Genomic DNA, 17,165 nt, shown 5'->3' with positions numbered 1-17,165 from the left:
GTGTGAAGGATTCTGTGTACTATTCAGCGCGAAAAACTCGTAAAGGGTCATACTTTAAGAGTGTTAAGCTTTTACGAAATAATTTTTTGAGGTTATTGATAGATTATGTTCCCCTTTCTTCTGGTTTTAAGGTGTTTCTATATCGTTTGATGGGGGTAAACATCCCGGATGCGCGCTCAGTTTTTATTGGGAAGGGGGTGGTGCTCGATGGGGTTTTCCCTGAAAATATTACCATCGAACCAAATGTGATGATTACTCAAGGGGCGGTGATCTTGACTCATTTTTATGATCCTTCCTATGAAGATCATGCCTTTCGAGTTGGAAAGATCACAATCCAGAAGGGTGCTTTTATTGGAGCAGGAGCTTACATCCTCTGTGATGGAGAAATAGGAGTCGGAGCTGTGGTGGCTGCTGCTTCAGTAGTAACTAAAAGTGTTTCTGATTTTTCAATTGTAGCTGGAATGCCTGCAAAAGTTATAGGCCATAGAGGCAGTGTTAGTCTGGGCGACATGCCTGAGTTACCAGAGGTCCTTTCTAACAAATAGCATCGCTTTGTATTCTTTTCTTTTGAGGTGCGTATTCGGTTGGCGCTTGGAGAAGTATCTTTCTAGCTTCTTCTTGTTGCTGATTTTCACAAGCATATTTCAGCTGGTTCAGGATTGTTTGTATATTTTCCCATGGCGAGAGTTGTTCTTCTGCGCGTAGAATTCTAGGGTGTTGGGTCTTGAAGGTGTTGTCACCAATAAGCAATTCTTCGTAGAGCTTCTCGCCTGGTCTGAGGCCTGTATACTTTATTTCAATATCACCATCTGGTGTTTCTGCAGATTTAACTTCTAGCCCCGATAGGTGGACCATTTTCTTGGCTAGGTCTGCAATTCTTACTGGATCACCCATGTCTAGTATTAATACGTCACCGCCTTTTCCTAGTGCGCCTGCTTGAATAACGAGTTCTGCTGCTTCGGGATGGTCATAAAGTAGCGAATAATGTCGGGGTGAGTAACCGTGATTGGGCCATTTTCTTTAATTTGTTTTTTAAATAACGGCACAACCGAGCCAGATGATCCTAACACATTGCCAAAACGCACCATGGTGAATTTTGTGCAGGTTTCTTGTACTGCTAGTCCTTGTAATACTAATTCAGCCAAGCGCTTTGAAGCGCCCATTATGTTGGTGGGGCGTACTGCTTTGTCTGTTGAAACTAAGATAAAGGATTCCACATTGCTTTGGATGGCAGCCTTTGCACACGTGTAAGTACCTATAACATTATTATTAATGCCCTGACAAATATTGGCTTCCACCAATGGGACGTGTTTGTAGGCTGCCGCGTGGTATATGGTTTGAATTCTATATTGGCTTACAATGCTTTCGAGTAGTGTTGCATCCAGAATGCTACCAATCACAGGGATCACAGTTGTCTTTGTTGTATACTGTCCTAGCTCTTTTATTAGTTCTTGCTCAATAGAGTAGAGGTTGAACTCATTAAGCTCAAAAAGTATCAGCTGGCTTGGTTCCTGTTTTAATATTTGTCTGCAAAGTTCGCTGCCAATTGAGCCTCCTGCACCAGTTACCATGACTGACTTCCCTCTAATGCAGGATGACATTAGTTCTGGTTGTGGTGGTACTGGGTCTCTCCCGAGAAGGTCTTCAATTGCAACAGGTTTTAAATCGCCAATCTGGGCGTTACCATTGATAACTTCTTCGATGGGGGGGATAGATAGCGTGTTTAAGTGCTCGCTTTCTAGTTTTTGAATAATGGCTGCTCGCTGTGAGCGAGTTGCCTTTCCTAGAGCAAGTAGAACGGTATTAACACTATGCCGTTCTGTTAAACGGTTAAGTTTTGTCGACTTATGAATTGGAATACCATATAGCCTGCTGCCTGAAAGCTTCTTGTTGTCATCTACAAAGGCGACAACTTTGAATCTTGTGGAGGAGGCCAGGTTTTGGGCTAGTTCATAACCGCTGTGTCCTGCACCATAAACTATGACAGACTTAATTCTTTCTTGATCGTTGTTTCTGCTTGCCTGCCGTTCGTATTTGGAGGCCCGCTTTGTTAATAGCCTTGGCATTGAGAGTAGGCCCATCGCGCAAATAAAGAAAATGATGGGGGATGAGCGAGGTATGTCAGCCCTTAAAAAAAAGCTGCTTGTGCTGTAGATTATGGCAGCAGTTGATAGGCCAATGGCTAGGGTTTGTAAGGCGCTGTCCTGATCATAGCGAATAATGATTTTATAAAGCTTCAGCTTGCTGAAGATAACAGCCGCAGTAAAAACTGTGGCAGCAAAGCATGCGGCTATCTCTGCACTTATTGGGAGGATAAGCTGTCCATAGCGTAAAGAGAGGCTGAGGTATAAGGCAATCAGTAGTGCAGTTAGATCGTATACAACCGATATAAGGCGTTTTGTAGACCTGTTGGCGTCTAATAGGTTAGACAGCATGGATTTGTTGTCCCTTGCCTAGTTGATTTGTTGGCTAGGATAGCTGAGTTGCTATCCTTTTTCATTAGCTATTAATGAGTAAAAAAAAAGCCGACGTTTTCACGTCGGCTTTCGTGTTTGGCTCCGCCTGCTGGGCTCGAACCAGCGACCCAATGATTAACAGTCATTTGCTCTACCAACTGAGCTAAGGCGGAATTGGTTGTCTCTTGCGCTGTGGCTTAAGATGGCGCGTATATTATAGCCGTGGTTGGTTGGCGTCAACCCTTATTTTTAAAAAAATAAATAAATTAACTGGCTGATTTATAAGCACTTTTTGATGTTTTTATGTGCGTCTTACATTTGCGCGTTTGCTAGGGGTGGGGTAGAGTAGCTTTTCGAGGATAGCGCCTATGTAACAACTTGGTGTTGTCGGCACACTTATGGATGTAAAGGTAATTAGAGTTAGGTTGTGGGGGATTATATGAACCAGCCGTTTCCGGCAGAGCCGGTTTCTCGATATCAGGATGATGAGGTTGATTTGGTGAGGTTGTTTGCAATTATTTGGGCTGGTAAATGGTTGGTTGCAGGTGCTATTTCATTAACGTTTCTCGCGTCGGCTTTATGGTTGTCGCAAAAGCCTAAGGTTTTTCGTGTGAGTGCTGGCTTTGTGATAGCTTCTGAAATTGAGTTGCGTTATTTGCATGTTGTGCTTGGGGGGGGCGCGCTTTCTGAGTTTGCTGAGCAGGCCAAGTCTCTTATAAATGATAAGGGGTTTCAGGAGCGTGTGTTGGCTGAAAATCTTCCACTGAGTATTCGCAAGAGCAATAAGCTTTATACTGTGTCAATCGATACATTAAACCCACAAAGGGTTGCAGGGCAGCTAAATCAATTGTTGGAAGCTGTATCTGGAGAAGCCGTGGAGCGTTTTAAGGGGGCTTATATAGAGCTCTTAGGAGGGCAGGTAAGTGCTTTGGAGCAACAATTAAAGTCCGATTTCGTGAGGTTGGCTGAGCCGACAGCCCGAGCTGAATTGCAGAAAGGGCTGGTTTTGCTTAAGGCGCGTGTATCGCAGCTTCAGATGGTTGACGGGTTTAAAGGTATCAATATTGTTAAGCCCGCTGTTGAACCTGTGACCCCTATATCACCTAGGCCTAAATTGATATGGACTGTGTCTATTGTTTTGGGTGGTATTCTGGGTCTTTTTGTTGTCTTTATTCGCCACGCAGTTAAAAACTACCGTGCCAGGCAAGAGTAGGCCAAATTATCAGTGGGCTAGGACTTGCCAGCCAAAACAACCCCTGATAAAGTACGCGCCTCTTTCAGGGGTTAACCTAAAAACAAGCGCTAACCCCATGATATAGAAAGACTTTAGGACTATAGCTCAGTTGGTTAGAGCGCTACCTTGACATGGTAGAGGTCCCCAGTTCAAATCTGGGTAGTCCTACCACATTTGTAGTAAATGGCGTGTTTGACGACGTTTACCCGTAAAATACCCGCTGTATGGCGGGTTTTTTCGTTTGGGATGGCTCAAAACCGGGCTTTCCATTATATGAAGAGTGAGAATTGCTATGGCTGCGACTGATAAGCCTAAAGTTGCCATTATTATGGGGTCCAAGAGCGATTGGCCCACCATGAAAGAAGCTGCCGATATCCTGGATAAACTGGGTGTGGCCTATCATGTTGAGGTGGTTTCTGCCCATCGTACCCCGGATAAGTTGATGGAGTTTGCCGGTTCTGCGGTGGATAACGGCTTTGAGGTGATTGTGGCTGGTGCTGGTGGTGCTGCGCATTTGCCGGGTATGGCTGCGTCCAAAACCCGTTTGCCTGTGCTGGGTGTGCCTGTGCAGAGTAAAGCGCTGAGCGGTCAGGACAGTCTTCTTTCTATTGTGCAGATGCCACGTGGTGTTTCTGTGGGTACTTTGGCCATTGGTGGTGCGGGTGCGTTTAATGCTGGCCTGATGGCGGCGCAGATTTTGGCTAATAGCGATGCTGATTTGGCGGCACGTATTGATGCTTTCCGTGAAGAGCAGACCAAAACCATTTTGGATGGTCCGGATCCGCGGGTTTAATTCTTTTGTCATCGCGAGCGCAGCGTGGCGATCCAGCTTGTGATGATGATTATTGCTTGTGCTAACAATGGATTGCCGCGTCGCTGGCGCTCCTCGCAATGACAGGTTGCGGGGTTGGAGTGAGTATTAATGTCGCATAACGAAGTTGTCATGAATAAAGTCTGGGTTTTAGGTCACGGTCAGTTGGGTGCCATGTTGGCCCATGCTGCTATGCCGTTGGATGTGGATATTGAACCGGTGGATATCGAATCCGGTGTGGTTCCTGATCTGCAGCCGGATGATATTGTGACGGCCGAGCGTGAGCTGTGGCCGGATACGCCGGTAACTGAAGCTTTAGCGGCTCATCCTAACTTTGTTAATCGCGATGTCTTTGGTCGTTTGGCGGATCGTTTTACCCAAAAGCAGCTGATGGATGGCCTGTCGCTTTCTACTTCACCTTGGTGCCTGGTTGATGATGCGCTAAGTGCTGAAGAGGTCTACCAGCGTTTTGGTGGGCGTGCTTTGATGAAGCGCCGCACTGGTGGTTATGACGGCAAGGGTCAATTTTGGCTTAAAGAGGCAGAAAGTACACAAATTCCAGATGATTGGCGTAACGAAGCCATCGTAGAGCAGGGCATTAACTTCGATGAGGAGGTGTCTCTGGTCGGTGTACGTGGCGAGGGCGGTGAGGTGTTCTTCTATCCACTGGCGCTTACGCTGCAGGTTGATGGTGTGTTGACCGCTTCTATTGCACCGCTGGATCGTATTAAGCATCTTCAGTCCCAGGCCGAAGCTATGCTGGGCAAGCTGATGGAAGAGCTTAATTATGTTGGCGTGATGGCCATGGAGTGCTTCCGTGTTGGCGATAAGTTGATGATTAATGAGTTGGCGCCTCGCGTTCATAACACCGCTCATTGGACTCAAGCTGGCGCAAGTGTAAGTCAGTTTGAAAGCCATGTGCGTGCGATTACCGGTTTGCCGTTGGTGCAACCGCGTGTTAAAAACCAAAGTGTGATGATCAACCTGCTGGGCACCGATTACGACAAGCGTTGGTGGTCAATTCCAGGCTCAGAGCCGTACTGGTACGGCAAAGAGGTGCGTCCAGGCCGTAAAGTAGGGCATATCAACTTTACTCGCGACCATGTTGGCCATTTGGAAGAGCCTCTGGAGGCGTTGCGCCAGTATTTGCCTGAGCGCTACGGCCAGATTCTGGATTGGGCGCTGGCCAATCTCGACGACGCCAGTCGCTAATATCCCTCTATCTGTATTTGCCTGGGGCTGGTTACTCTCTTGATTTGTCTGAGAAGGTAGCTAGCCGCCAGGGACTTCTTTATAATCCGTTCCCTTTCAATTTCCCTGCTTGGCAAATAGCGGCTTCTGCCGATATGTTGAGCTGAGGATGATTTTTCCATATTGGATTTAGCTCACGTGGCCTCTCGTAAGGGTCACCACTGACATTAGGACGCACCATGCCTGTTATTACTCTCCCTGACGGTTCCCAACGCGAATTCGACGCCCCTGTTTCTGTCATGCAAGTTGCTGCCGATATTGGCCCTGGTTTGGCTAAGGCAACCATTGCTGGCCGCGTCAATGGCGAGCGCGTTGATGCGCACGACATGATCGAAAACGATGCCGAACTGTCAATCCTGACCGCCAAAGATGAAGATGGTCTGGAGATTATTCGCCACTCCTGTGCTCACTTATTGGGTCATGCGCTGAAGCAGCTGTACCCGGACGCCAAAATGGCCATTGGTCCCACCATCGAAAACGGTTTCTACTACGATATCGATCTCGACCATATGTTGACCGATGAAGACGTCGAGAAGCTTGAAAAGCGCATGCTGGAGCTGGCCAAGACCAATTACGACGTGGTGAAGAAGAAGGTGAGCTGGCAAGAAGCCCGCGATACCTTCGAAAGTCGTGGTGAGAGCTACAAGATGGAAATCCTGGATCGCGATATTGCCAAGGATGATCAGCCAGGCCTGTACCATCATGAAGAATATATCGACATGTGTCGTGGCCCCCATGTGCCTAACATGAAGTTCTGTCACCACTTTAAGCTGATGCGTGTGTCCGGTGCCTACTGGCGCGGCGACAGCGACAACAAGATGCTGCAGCGTGTTTACGGCACTGCTTTTGCTGATAAGAAGGCTCTGAAGGCGCACTTACGCTTCCTGGAAGAGGCCGTGAAGCGTGACCACCGTAAACTGGGCAAGAAGTTTGACCTGTTCCATTTGCAGGAAGAGGCCACTGGTATGGTGTTCTGGCACCCGAAAGGTTGGGCCATCTACACCGCCGTAGAAGAATATATGCGTCGCGTACAGCGCGATAACGGCTATCAGGAGATTAAGACGCCACAGATTGTTGATCGCACCCTGTGGGAGAAGTCCGGCCATTGGGACAAGTTCCGCGAGAACATGTTTACCGTAGAGTCCGAATCCCGTGACTATGCGGTTAAGCCCATGAACTGTCCGTGTCATATCCAGGTATTCAACCAGGGCCTGAAGAGCTACCGCGATCTGCCACTGCGCTTGGCCGAGTTTGGCTCCTGTCACCGTAATGAGGCCTCAGGTACCCTGCAGGGCATTATGCGTGTGCGTGGCTTTACCCAGGATGATGCCCATATCTTCTGTTCTGAAGACCAGATTCAGGAAGAAGTGTCCGTATTTACCGATTTGCTCTACAGCGTGTATGAGGATTTCGGCTTTAGTGACGTGATTATCCGTCTGTCGACCCGCCCTGAGCAGCGTGTAGGTAGCGATGCTGACTGGGATAAGGCTGAGAAAGCGCTGGCTGATGCCCTGGATAGCAAAGGTCTGGCCTTTGAGTATCTGCCGGGCGAGGGCGCCTTCTATGGGCCTAAGATCGAATTCTCCCTGAAAGACTGCCTGGGCCGTGTATGGCAGTGTGGCACTATTCAGGTGGATTTCTCCATGCCGGGCCGTCTGGATGCCCAGTTTGTGGCCGAAGATGGCTCTCGTCAGACTCCTGTGATGTTGCACCGCGCAATTCTGGGTTCATTTGAGCGTTTTATCGGTATTTTGATCGAGCACTATGAGGGGGCTTTCCCCACCTGGCTGGCGCCAGAACAGGTGGTGATCATGAATATTACGGATAATCAGGCCGAATATGTGCAAAAAGTGGAAGAAACCTTAAGAAACAAGGGCTTCCGAGTGGTTTCTGACTTGAGAAACGAGAAGATCGGCTTTAAAATCCGCGAGCACACAATTCAGAAGGTTCCTTACCTGGTGGTTGTCGGCGATAAAGAGGTGGAAAACGGCACGGTTAACGTCCGTACCCGCAAAGCCGAAGACCTGGGTTCTATGTCCCTCGATAGCTTTGTTGCCCATTTGGAGGGTGATGTGGCCAATCACGGTCGTATTGAGGCTGAAGCTTCTGAGTAATACTAGGATGAAATCGCCCCAAAAGGGCTACACTAGTTGCTAGATTAGGGTTGGTTGCCAGTCAAATAAGGGATGGCAACCAATAAAGGGCTCAAACAGGGCCATATTGAGAGGATAAGAACCATCAAACGAGATAATTCCAAGGGTCGCGCTAAAAAGGCGAACATTAACGATCAAATTGAAGCTGATAAAGTACGTTTGATCGGAGCAGATGGAGAGCAAGCTGGGATCGTGCCTTTAGAAGAGGCATTGCAGGTTGCTCAGGCTGCCAGTCTGGATTTGGTACAGATTGCTGGGGATTCAGATCCCGTTGTCTGTAAGGTGATGGATTACGGCAAGCACTTGTTTGATATCAAGAAGACCAAAGCCGCTGCCAAGAAGAAGCAAAAGCAGCAGCAGATTAAAGAAATGAAGTTTCGCCCAGGGACGGATATCGGGGATTACAAAATCAAGTTACGTAATGTAACGCGATTCCTCGAAGATGGGGACAAGGTCAAGATTTCACTCCGCTACCGCGGCCGTGAAATGGCTCACCAGGAGCTCGGCATGGAGATGATGAAACGCATCGAAACCGACCTTGAAGAGATTGGCACCGTTGAGCAGTATCCGAAGATGGAAGGTCGGCAGCTGCTTATGGTAATTGCCCCCAAAAAGAGAAAGTGATCGGGCTTTTAGCTGCCTAGATGACTTATTGATGGCGCTTTAGAAGAAAGCGAAGTCATACAAAACTGATTGTCATTCCTGCGCAGGCAGGGCACCAATGGCAAAAGGTGAGTATGGCTTTTGTTATTTCTGATTTAGTGTTTTTTGTTTAACTTTAACACTCGAGAGTATTCTCATGCCAAAAGCTAAAGTACACAGTGGCGCTGCCAAGCGCTTCAAAAAAACCGCGGCGGGTTATAAGCGTAAAAGCGCTCATAAAAGCCATATCCTGACCAAAATGACGACCAAGCGTAAGCGTCAGCTGCGCGGTACCAACATCGTTGATAAGAGCGATGTAGTACTGATCGATCGTATGTTGCGCGCCAAGTAATTGGGCCAACCCAGTATCATTTTTAAGAGGATATAGTAATGGCTCGTGTAAAACGTGGTGTAGAGGCGCGTCGTCGTCATAAGAAAGTCTTAAAGCAAGCTAAAGGTTACTACGGAGCGCGTTCTCGCATCTTCCGCGTAGCTAAGCAAGCTGTAATCAAAGCTGGTCAGTACGCTTACCGCGACCGTAAGGTTAAGAAGCGTAACTTCCGTGCCCTGTGGATCACTCGTATCAACGCGCAATCTCGCGCTGAAGGTTTGAGCTACAGCAAGCTGATCGCCGGCCTGAAAAAAGCTGATATCGCACTGGACCGTCGTGTTCTGGCCGACCTGGCTGTACACGATAAAGTTGCGTTTGCTGCTGTTGTCGAAAAGGCTAAAGCAGCTCTGGCTTAAGTTTTACTGTGTGAACGCGCAATAAAACTCGAAAGGGGAAGGGGCTGTAGGCTTCTTCCCTTTTTTGTTGTTAAGTCTGTAGTCATTAAAGTTTTGTTTTGCCATTCCCGTGAAAATGGGAATCCATATCGTTAAAGACACTGAGTTCCTGTTCTAGCAAGAATGACGTAAAGAAATCGATAGCAGATCTGTAATGACTACAGATTGATCTCTTTGGAGTAAGTTGAATGGAAAACCTGGTAGCGCTGACTGAAGAAGCGCTCAAGCTGGTCAGTGACGCCGAAGATCTGGCGGCACTGGACCATGTTCGTGTTGAGTATCTGGGTAAAAAAGGCCAAATCACTGCCTTGCTGAAAGGCCTGGGTAAGTTGTCCGCCGAAGAGCGTCCAGCGGCTGGTGCAGAAATTAACAAAGCCAAGCAGCAGGTGCAGGAACAAATTACCGCCCGTAAAACGGCCATGGAGCAGGCGGCTATTGATGCCAAGCTGGCTTCAGAAACCATCGATGTCACCCTGTCTGGTCGCGGCCAAACCAACGGTGGCCTGCACCCGGTTACCCGTACCCTGGATCGCATCGAAAATATCTTTGCTGCCGTCGGTTACAAGGTAGAGCAGGGTCCGGAAATCGAAGATAACTACCACAACTTCGATGCCCTGAATATTCCGGCCCATCACCCGGCTCGTGCCATGCACGATACCTTCTACATTGATGACGACAATGTGCTGCGTACTCACACCTCGCCGGTACAGGTGCGCACCATGGAAAATCAGGAACCGCCCATTCATATTATTTGCCCGGGCCGCGTATACCGCTGTGATTCCGATTTAACCCATACGCCGATGTTTCACCAGGTAGAAGGCCTGGTGATTGATAAGGACGTTAGCTTCGCCGACCTGAAGGGCACCATCATTCAGTTCCTGCAGGCATTTTTCGAACGCGATCTGGAAGTGCGCTTCCGTCCGTCTTTCTTCCCGTTCACCGAGCCTTCCGCTGAGTTTGATATTCAGTGGGAATCCAGCAAAACCGGTTGGTTGGAAGTGGGTGGCTGCGGCATGGTTCACCCGAACGTACTGAAAGCCTCTGGTGTAGATCCGGAAAAATACACCGGCTTTGCCTTTGGTCTGGGCGTAGAGCGTCTGGCCATGCTGCGCTACGGCGTTAATGACCTGCGTATGTTCTTCGAGAACGATTTGAAATTCCTGAAGCAGTTCTAAACCTGACGCATCTTAAATTGCAGAAACAGAACCGAATTGATTAATGTGCGTTGCCTGTAAAGTAGTGAATGGGCAACCCAACGGAAGTGAAAAATTACAATGAAACTGAGTGAATCTTGGTTACGCGAATGGGTTAACCCCGAATTACCAACCGCTGATTTGGTTGAGCAAATTACCATGGCCGGCTTGGAAGTGGACGCTGTCGACGGTGTTGCCGGTGAATTTAGTGGTGTCGTAGTTGGTGAAATCGTTGGTTGCGAACAGCATCCCGATGCCGACAAGCTGCGTGTATGTCAGGTCGCCGGCAATGGCGACGAAGTGCTGCAAGTTGTGTGCGGTGCGCCCAACGCCCGTGTAGGCATTAAAATCCCGTTCGCCACCGTAGGTGCGGTATTGCCACCAGGTGCTGATGGCAAGCCGTTCAAAATCAAAAAAGCCAAACTGCGTGGCGTTGAGTCCTTCGGCATGCTCTGTGGCCAAACCGAGCTGGAAGTTGGCGAAGACGATTCCGGCCTGTTCGAGCTGGCTGCTGATGCGCCTCTGGGTGCTGATCTGCGTGAATACCTGAAGCTCGACGACAACTGCATTGAAGTAGACCTGACCCCTAACCGCAGTGACTGCCTGAGCATGAAGGGCATTGCTCGCGATGTAGGCGTATTGAATCGCTTACCAGTCACCGAGCCAGCGATCGAGCCTGTTGCCCCCGTTATTGATGATACCGTAGCGGTAGAGCTAAACGCTGGCGCTGCCTGCGCCCGCTATGCCGGCCGTGTTATTCGTGGTGTGGATGTGTCCAAACCTGCGCCTCTGTGGATGGTAGAGCGCCTGCGTCGTGCCGGTATTCGTTCCATTGATGCAGTGGTTGATGTCACCAACTACGTGCTGCTGGAGCAAGGTCAGCCAATGCACGCCTTCGACCTGAACACCCTGGAAGGCGGTGTGCAGGCACGTATGGCTGAAGCAGGGGAGAAGCTGACTCTACTCGATGGCCAGGAAGTCGAATTAAACACCGAGACCATGGTCATTGCCGACAGTGTTAAAGCGGTAGCTATGGCCGGTATTATGGGGGGGGAGGCCACGGCAGTAACTGATAAAACTCAGGATATCTTGCTGGAAAGCGCCTTCTTCGATCCCATCGCCATCTCTGGCCGTGCCCGCAGTTACGGTCTGCATACCGACTCTTCCCACCGCTTTGAGCGTGGCGTTGATTTCCAGTTGCAGGAAGCCGCCATTGAGCGCGCCACCCAGCTGTTGATCGATATCGTTGGCGGCCAGCCTGGCCCTGTGGTTGTTAAAGAAAACGAGCATGTACCAAGTGATCGTAAGGTAAGCCTGCGCCGCGAGCGTATCCTTAAAGGCCTGGGTTTCGATATGGCAGATGAGGAAGTGCTTGATATCCTCAACCGTCTGGGCCTGGAAACCCTGGAAACCACCGATACCGGTTGGACCTTCGCTGTACCTAGCTACCGCTTCGATATCAGCATCGAAGAAGATCTGCTGGAAGAGTTGGCCCGTGTCTACGGTTACAACAACCTGCCGGTTACTACCATGGCAGTGCCTCAGCACATCCAAACCGATGACGAGTCTACCCTGGAACTGGGCCAGCTGCGCAGCAACCTGGTAACCCGTGGCTACGAAGAAGCCATCTGCTACAGCTTCGTGGATGAAGGCCTGTTAAAGCAGTTTGAGCCAGCCGCTCAGCCTGTACCCCTGCAAAACCCCATCAGTGCCGATATGGGTGTAATGCGTACCAGCCTGTGGCCAGGTTTGGTATCTGCGCTCAAGTACAACCTGAATCGTCAGCAAAGCCGTGTTCGCTTGTTCGAAACTGGTCTGCGTTTTGTTTCTGAAGACGCAACTGTAGCCAAGCTGGTACAAACCCCGATGGTTGCCGGTGTGGTTTATGGTGGTCTGAATGATGAGTCCTGGCACGGTAAGGCGCAGAATGTCGACTTCTACGACATCAAAGCCGATGTTGAAGCCCTGATCGCTTTAACTGGCCAGACTGATGCCTTTAGCTTTGCCGCTGGTAAGCACTCCGCGCTGCACCCGGGACAAACCGCTGAAATTTTCAAAAACGGCGAAAAAGTGGGTTATGTCGGTGCCTTGCACCCGCAGCTGCAGCAGCAACTGGGCCTGTCCGGTGCGACCTTCGTATTCGAAATCGAGCAGTCTGCATTGCTGGAAGCCAAAATCCCGGCCTTTAATCCGCTGTCAAAATTCCCGGAAGTGCGTCGCGATATCGCCGTGATTGTTGATCAATCCGTAGCGGTTACTGACCTGCAAAATGCCGCCAAAGAGGCAGCCGGCACTTACCTTGAGGAGCTAAAGGTATTTGACGTATATGTGGGCAAAGGTATTGATTCACAAAGAAAAAGTGTCGCTTTGGGGTTGACCTTTCAGCATCCTTCCCGCACTCTTACAGAGGATGAAATCAACACCTCCATGGATGTTGTGGTTAAAGCTCTGGAGGATGCTTTTAACGCCTCGCTGCGGTAAGGTTTGTGAGTGCTCTTGTTGATCCGTCGGTTTGTCGCTCTATTAAAGAAAGCAGCGACAGCTTGCGGTAAAGGAGTTCTCGGCGTCTGGGCGTAAAAGCAGCAGGTGAGTGAGGACGACAAATGACAGGGGCGCTAACCAAAGCGGATCTGGCAGAAAAGCTGTACGAAGAGCTCGGTTTCAACAAGCGTGAAGCCAAAGAGCTCGTTGAGCTATTTTTCGAAGAAATTCGCCACTCCCTGGAGGGTAACGAGCAAGTTAAGCTCTCCGGGTTTGGTAACTTCGATTTACGCGACAAAAGCCAGCGACCGGGACGGAATCCCAAAACCGGCGAAGAAATCCCCATTACCGCCCGGAGGGTGGTAACATTCCGACCAGGACAAAAACTCAAGGCACGAGTAGAAGCGCATGCTGGAACCAACGAACAATGACGAACTGCCGGTAATTCCCGGTAAACGTTATTTCACCATCGGTGAGGTCAGTGAGCTGTGTGCGGTTAAACCCCACGTACTGCGCTACTGGGAGCAGGAATTCCCCCAGCTAAAGCCCGTCAAGCGCCGCGGTAATCGCCGCTACTACCAGCGCCAGGACGTACTGACCATCCGCCAAATTCGCGCGCTGTTGTACGACCAAGGCTTCACCATTGGTGGTGCCCGCCAGCAAATGAGTGGTGAGGGTGCCCAGCAGGATGCCAGCCAGTTCCAGCAGCTGATCAATCAGATGATAAAAGAGTTGGAAGATGTGTTGGTGGTATTGGATACCCACTAAGCAGCTTGACTCTACATTCAAATAAAAGGCCGCTCGATAGCGGCCTTTTTAGTTTCTGCGATTTATTAATGGTTATTTGCCTACCCACTTGGGTAGCAGGCTATAGGGATCCAGCCCCTCAGGTTCTGTAAAGCTAACTCCGGCACGTGCAAGCTGCTCCTGCAGTTGGCCGGTTTTAAAACCGGCCAGCGTGTCACTGCAGCCACCAATAAACTTCCCACCGATAAATACCTGCGGAATGGTTGCGCAGCCACTGTGCTCAGTAAGTGCCGCACGTACCTGTCCACCCCAATTGTCTTTCTGGTTCTCGGCAGAATCCAAATCCACCGAACGAAATTCAATGCCGCACTGAGTAAATAACTTACGCAGCGTCCAGCAGAATTCACACCATTCCAGCGCAAACAGGGTTGCCGGTTGCTGCTTGTCAGTCAGCAAGCTTTGCAGAAAGTCTCTAGCGGCTTGGCTTGGAGCAACCGTAGCAGCAGGAGCGCCACCTGAAGGCGTGTCGAAGCGATATCCCGGGGTAGAGCGAGATAGTTCCTGTTCTTCGTCATTCATTTCCACATCGATTTCATCAAACAGCGGTGTGGAAAGATAGCGCTCACCGGTATCCGGAAGCATACATAAAATGCGTGAACCGGGCTCAGCTTCGCGGGCCACTTCAATAGCGCCAGCCAGGGTGGCCCCAGAGGAAATGCCCACAAAAATACCTTCCTCTTGCGCCAGCCGCTTGGAGCAGGTGAGGGCATCATCGCCTTTAATGGCCATCAGGCGGTCGAACAGTTTGTCGTTAACCGCATCACCGGTCAGTTTGGAAATAAAGTCAGGTGTCCACCCCTGCATCAAATGCGGCCGAAAAGCCGGGTGGCTGGCCGCCGGGCTGCCGTCATCCTGATAACTTTGTGGTTCCGGGCTGGCGATTAATGCCGAGTTATCCGGCTCGCAAAGAATAATCTGGGTGTTGGGGCTCTTTTCCCTCAGCTCCCTGGCCACACCTTTGAGTGTGCCGCCAGTACCAAAACCAGTAACCCAGTAATCCAACCCCACATCTGCAAAGTCTCTGAGGATTTCTTGCGCAGTTGTGGTGGTATGAATATTGGCGTTGGCCTCATTCTCAAACTGCCGACACAAAAACCAGCCATGTGTCTCTGCCAGCTCGATGGCCTTATTCAGCATGCCGCTACCTTTATGGTGTGCCGGCGTTAAAACCACCTTGGCGCCCAAAAAGCGCATCATCTTACGCCGCTCAACACTGAAGTTTTCCGCCATGGTTACCACCAGTGGGTAGCCCTTATGTGCACATACCATCGCCAAACCAATACCGGTATTGCCACTGGTGGCTTCAATTACGGTTTGCCCGGGCTTTAAAGTGCCGCGCCGCTCGGCATCTTCAATCACGCCCATCGCCAGGCGATCCTTCACCGAGCCCATCGGGTTAAAGGCTTCGATCTTCACGTAAAGCTCAATATCTTTCGGCGCAAGCCGGTGGAGTTTAACGCAGGGGGTATTACCAACGGTTTCGAGAATGCTGTTATATCTGGCCATGGGGTACCTCACCAGCAGCAGAAGCTACAACAGGAATGCTTCTTTAAGTTTAGCTGGTTTATAGCTGAGTAAAGGCTTTGAGGGGGCAAAGAACCTCTTAAAGCGTTTGGCTTTAATGGCTTTCTGATAATATAACTTGGAATTAACTACGGGGAATAAAAAAATGGAACAATACCCAGTTGCTATTATCACAGGGGCAAGCAGAGGAATAGGCCGGGCGTGTGCTATTGGCCTCGCACAGAATGGTTACCAAACAATATTGGTAGCAAGAAGTGAGACATCGCTGCTGGATGTAGCAAATGAGATAAATGAAAAGTACATAAGCGATTCGTCTCTTTCTCCCATAGTGTTTCCGCTTGATCTGACTGAACTTGAAAAGATTGAAGGCTTTGTAAAGGAGGTTATTCAGCAGGTAGGGAGGGTGGATGTTTTAGTTAACAATGCTGGCCTTGCTGTCACCGGGTCGTTAGATGTTTCTATTTCAGAGTTTGAGCGTGCATCTTACTCCAATTTATTTTCTCCGTTTGCGTTATTGAAAGAAATTGTTCCAATAATGAGAGCGCAAGGTTCAGGCTATATTTTTAATATTGCTTCACAGTTGGGAAAAACCTGTTTTGCAGGGATGGGCGCATATGGAGCTGCCAAATCAGCTTTGATTGGACTTAATGATTCACTTTTTCGAGAGCTTTCAGGTGAAGGTATTTCTGTCACGGCTATCTGTCCAGGCTGGGTTAATACTGATATGGCACAAGAGGTTGGAACACCTTTCGCTGATGAAGATATGATTCAGCCAGAAGATATTATGAAGACCATTAGCTGGCTCCTGGAAATGTCTCCCGCGGCAAAAGTAAAAGAGATCGTATTGGAGTGTAAGGGGACGATAAGCTAAGTTTGATGTGGGGCTGTGGTGATGGTGGCAGGGGTCGCAACAGGAATGTTTCTCTATATTTGGCATGTTTAATGTGGTGTGGAGCGCAGCCGCTGAATTCTACTAAGGGTGAGCATGGGTTAATTACTGCTGTGTTAACCCGTCTTCAGCCATGAGCTGTTTAGCTTTTTTGATATCCAGCATTTCCACTGGGTGGGCTAAATAGTACGGCAGAGTCACAGGCTCAGATGTGGTTACCAATAGTTTGCCTTCAATCAGCCTTTCTATAACAGATGCCAGTGTTTGTTCCAAATTATCTGGAGGGTTGCCCTGATAGCGCTGGCTAATATTTTGTAGCATCTCCCCCAGTGTGTGTTGGCCGTCAGCGAGGGGGATGACTACGCCAAACCAGGGTTCCAGAGGGGTGATATGTGCCAGGTTGTGAATATCACAAAGGGCGGGTTGGCCGCCATTTTCACAATAGACTGCAGTGCGGTAGAAATAGTGTGATTTATTCAAAGCTGGAGTCCTGATTGTAGTTTTGTGGGGCGTTAGTCATTGAGATGTGGTGCAGTTTATTGGTTTTTTGCGAGGGTAGGATTGATATAGATCGTATTTCTCTTTTCTGCTGAATTGAGTTTTTCTAGATGACGTTTACAGCTCATGTGTGCACCTCTATTTATCTAGCAGGCTTTTCACCTATAAGCCTAGAAACCTTTTAAAGGCTCAAAGGGAAAAATGGCTATAGGGATGGCGGCTCTATAACTGCATCTACTTTGGCTTAGTTTTCGGGTTGAGCGTGAAATGGGCTTCGGTTTTACAAACAAAAAAGCCGCTCAAAGCGTTTGGCTTTAGCGGCTTTAATGATGCTTTATATGGTCGGAGTGGCCGGATTTGAACCGACGACCACCACACCCCCAGTATGGTGCGCTACCAGGCTGCGCTACACTCCGCTGGCTGCTTGATAGTTTTCTAAG

At 49.3% G+C, this 17,165-nt stretch carries 15 protein-coding genes, 3 tRNA genes and 2 pseudogenes; 14 read left to right on the top strand and 6 right to left on the bottom strand.

Annotated features, from left to right (window positions below):
* The first annotated feature begins 2 nt into the window (after positions 1 to 2).
* Entirely contained in the window at positions 3 to 545 is a 543-nt protein-coding gene (locus ACGHZ6_RS13415; RefSeq protein ID WP_390614468.1) for an acyltransferase, read from the top strand.
* On the opposite strand, the pseudogene ACGHZ6_RS13410 reads toward ACGHZ6_RS13415, so the two are convergent.
* Both ACGHZ6_RS13410 and ACGHZ6_RS13405 read right to left on the bottom strand, forming a co-directional pair.
* Positions 535 to 2,435, bottom strand: a pseudogene (locus ACGHZ6_RS13410) (polysaccharide biosynthesis protein). The gene ACGHZ6_RS13415 and the pseudogene ACGHZ6_RS13410 overlap by 11 nt on opposite strands.
* Before the next feature lie 118 nt (positions 2,436 to 2,553).
* A tRNA-Asn gene (locus tag ACGHZ6_RS13405) sits at positions 2,554 to 2,629 on the bottom strand.
* A 266-nt stretch (positions 2,630 to 2,895) separates the two neighbouring features.
* On the opposite strand from ACGHZ6_RS13405, the gene ACGHZ6_RS13400 reads away from it, so the two are divergent.
* From ACGHZ6_RS13400 to ACGHZ6_RS13345, 12 genes are all read left to right on the top strand, one after another.
* The gene (locus tag ACGHZ6_RS13400) at positions 2,896 to 3,669 is read left to right on the top strand and encodes a hypothetical protein (RefSeq protein ID WP_390614467.1); all 774 of its coding nucleotides are present in this window, start codon (positions 2,896 to 2,898) and stop codon (positions 3,667 to 3,669) included.
* Positions 3,670 to 3,784: 115 nt separating this feature from the next.
* Positions 3,785 to 3,861 (top strand) — tRNA-Val (locus ACGHZ6_RS13395).
* A gap of 121 nt (positions 3,862 to 3,982) precedes the next feature.
* Positions 3,983 to 4,483 (top strand): 5-(carboxyamino)imidazole ribonucleotide mutase, encoded by a 501-nt coding sequence (gene purE, locus ACGHZ6_RS13390; protein WP_390614466.1) that lies wholly within the window; start codon positions 3,983 to 3,985, stop codon positions 4,481 to 4,483.
* Between the two features lie 129 nt (positions 4,484 to 4,612).
* Positions 4,613 to 5,713 (top strand): 5-(carboxyamino)imidazole ribonucleotide synthase, encoded by a 1,101-nt coding sequence (gene purK / locus ACGHZ6_RS13385; RefSeq protein WP_390614465.1) that lies wholly within the window; start codon positions 4,613 to 4,615, stop codon positions 5,711 to 5,713.
* Positions 5,714 to 5,931: 218 nt separating this feature from the next.
* A complete protein-coding gene (gene thrS / locus ACGHZ6_RS13380; protein WP_390614464.1) occupies positions 5,932 to 7,866 on the top strand; it encodes a threonine--tRNA ligase in 1,935 nt (644 codons plus the stop codon).
* Positions 7,867 to 7,938: 72 nt separating this feature from the next.
* Positions 7,939 to 8,529 (top strand): translation initiation factor IF-3, encoded by a 591-nt coding sequence (gene infC, locus ACGHZ6_RS13375; protein WP_390614463.1) that lies wholly within the window; start codon positions 7,939 to 7,941, stop codon positions 8,527 to 8,529.
* A gap of 175 nt (positions 8,530 to 8,704) precedes the next feature.
* A complete protein-coding gene (gene rpmI / locus ACGHZ6_RS13370; RefSeq protein WP_390614462.1) occupies positions 8,705 to 8,899 on the top strand; it encodes a 50S ribosomal protein L35 in 195 nt (64 codons plus the stop codon).
* A 38-nt stretch (positions 8,900 to 8,937) separates the two neighbouring features.
* The gene (gene rplT / locus ACGHZ6_RS13365) at positions 8,938 to 9,294 is read left to right on the top strand and encodes a 50S ribosomal protein L20 (protein WP_390614461.1); all 357 of its coding nucleotides are present in this window, start codon (positions 8,938 to 8,940) and stop codon (positions 9,292 to 9,294) included.
* Between the two features lie 227 nt (positions 9,295 to 9,521).
* Positions 9,522 to 10,508 (top strand): phenylalanine--tRNA ligase subunit alpha, encoded by a 987-nt coding sequence (gene pheS, locus ACGHZ6_RS13360; RefSeq protein ID WP_390614460.1) that lies wholly within the window; start codon positions 9,522 to 9,524, stop codon positions 10,506 to 10,508.
* A 99-nt stretch (positions 10,509 to 10,607) separates the two neighbouring features.
* On the top strand, positions 10,608 to 13,007 hold the full coding sequence (pheT, locus tag ACGHZ6_RS13355) for a phenylalanine--tRNA ligase subunit beta (protein WP_390614459.1): 2,400 nt from the start codon (positions 10,608 to 10,610) through the stop codon (positions 13,005 to 13,007).
* A 122-nt stretch (positions 13,008 to 13,129) separates the two neighbouring features.
* Positions 13,130 to 13,438, top strand: a complete 309-nt coding sequence (gene ihfA / locus ACGHZ6_RS13350; RefSeq protein WP_390614458.1) for an integration host factor subunit alpha — start codon at positions 13,130 to 13,132, stop codon at positions 13,436 to 13,438.
* Entirely contained in the window at positions 13,416 to 13,775 is a 360-nt protein-coding gene (locus ACGHZ6_RS13345) for a MerR family transcriptional regulator (RefSeq protein ID WP_390614457.1), read from the top strand. The genes ihfA and ACGHZ6_RS13345 overlap by 23 nt, the downstream gene beginning before the upstream one ends.
* Before the next feature lie 72 nt (positions 13,776 to 13,847).
* On the opposite strand, the gene ACGHZ6_RS13340 is transcribed toward ACGHZ6_RS13345, so the two are convergent.
* Both ACGHZ6_RS13340 and cysK read right to left on the bottom strand, forming a co-directional pair.
* A complete protein-coding gene (locus tag ACGHZ6_RS13340; RefSeq protein WP_390619165.1) occupies positions 13,848 to 14,210 on the bottom strand; it encodes a glutaredoxin domain-containing protein in 363 nt (120 codons plus the stop codon).
* An 84-nt stretch (positions 14,211 to 14,294) separates the two neighbouring features.
* Positions 14,295 to 15,320 (bottom strand): annotated as a pseudogene (gene cysK, locus ACGHZ6_RS13335) (cysteine synthase A); the annotation flags it as partial.
* Positions 15,321 to 15,483: 163 nt separating this feature from the next.
* Here cysK and ACGHZ6_RS13330 point away from each other — a divergent pair.
* Positions 15,484 to 16,209 (top strand): SDR family oxidoreductase, encoded by a 726-nt coding sequence (locus ACGHZ6_RS13330; protein WP_390614456.1) that lies wholly within the window; start codon positions 15,484 to 15,486, stop codon positions 16,207 to 16,209.
* A gap of 123 nt (positions 16,210 to 16,332) precedes the next feature.
* Here the strand turns inward: ACGHZ6_RS13330 and ACGHZ6_RS13325 are convergent, their stop codons facing one another.
* Positions 16,333 to 16,707: a hypothetical protein gene (locus tag ACGHZ6_RS13325; RefSeq protein ID WP_390614455.1), complete on the bottom strand. Its 375-nt coding sequence runs from the start codon at positions 16,705 to 16,707 to the stop codon at positions 16,333 to 16,335.
* Between the two features lie 357 nt (positions 16,708 to 17,064).
* Positions 17,065 to 17,141: transfer RNA gene (locus ACGHZ6_RS13320), tRNA-Pro, on the bottom strand.
* Positions 17,142 to 17,165 lie beyond the last annotated feature (24 nt).

Origin of the sequence: Maricurvus nonylphenolicus (assembly GCF_042854845.1) — a bacterium.
Lineage (GTDB): Bacteria > Pseudomonadota > Gammaproteobacteria > Pseudomonadales > Cellvibrionaceae > Maricurvus > Maricurvus nonylphenolicus.
The sequence above is the reverse complement of the archived record's forward strand: the minus strand, read 5'-3'. Positions and strand labels throughout refer to the sequence as shown.